The organism is Ectothiorhodospira variabilis (assembly GCF_022227625.1).
Classification (GTDB): Bacteria; Pseudomonadota; Gammaproteobacteria; order Ectothiorhodospirales; family Ectothiorhodospiraceae; genus Ectothiorhodospira; species Ectothiorhodospira haloalkaliphila.
Map to the genome: position 1 here is coordinate 1 of NZ_JAJNAO010000067.1, position 374 is coordinate 374.

The window sequence follows — 374 nt, forward strand, 5'->3', positions numbered from 1 at the left end:
AAGCGCCAGGTGAGTTCATAGCCCAGGGCATTCACCAGCCAGGGCTGGCCGTGGGTGTCTTCCCATAGCTCCTGGAAGATGGTCGGATCAAAGGCCTGACCCGTCTCGTCGGTGTGCTGCTGCCACAGGGCCTGGCACTCTTCTTCGGTGAAGTTGCCCATGCGCAGCGACTCGGCCTTGATGTTGAAGGCACTGCCGCCAGTGATCACCTGAGCCCCTTCCTGGTGCAGGCGGTAATCCCGTACATCGCGCACACCACACAGCACGATGCTCTGGGGGAAGGCATCCGGTCGCTGCGGATAGCCGGCGCGGATCTGGCGCAGCAGCGAGATCAGGGTGTCGCCCACCAAGGCGTCCACTTCGTCCAGGAACAG

Annotated in this window: 1 pseudogene; it reads right to left on the reverse strand. The window is 63.1% G+C overall.

Annotation, left to right across the window (positions count from 1 at the left end):
- Positions 1-374, reverse strand: a pseudogene (locus tag LPW30_RS15955) (ATP-binding protein); the annotation flags it as partial.